At 66.8% G+C, this 262-nt stretch carries 1 pseudogene; it reads right to left on the bottom strand.

Annotation, left to right across the window (positions count from 1 at the left end):
• Positions 1-262, bottom strand: a pseudogene (locus tag AC0L3U_RS39585) (alpha-ketoacid dehydrogenase subunit beta); the annotation flags it as partial.

The raw sequence follows: 262 nt of genomic DNA, 5'->3' as shown, positions 1-262 counted from the left end.
TGGATGGCATCACGGTGCGCAGGCCGCAGACCTGAGTGAATACCGCTTCGATGCTCTGGCTGTGGGTCTGGCCGCCATAAATGCCGCCGCCGCACGGCATGCGCATGGTCAAGGGGGCGGTGAACTGGCCGGCCGAGCGATAACGCAGGCGCGCCGCTTCGGAGATGATCTGATCGGTGGCGGGGTAGACGTAGTCGGCGAACTGGATTTCCGCGACCGGGCGCAGGCCGTAGGCACCCATGCCCACCGCCACGCCGACGAT

It is taken from the genome of Bradyrhizobium sp. Kon69, assembly GCF_055807515.1.
Note: the sequence above shows the minus strand (reverse complement) of the source record. Positions and strands in the feature narration are given on the sequence as shown.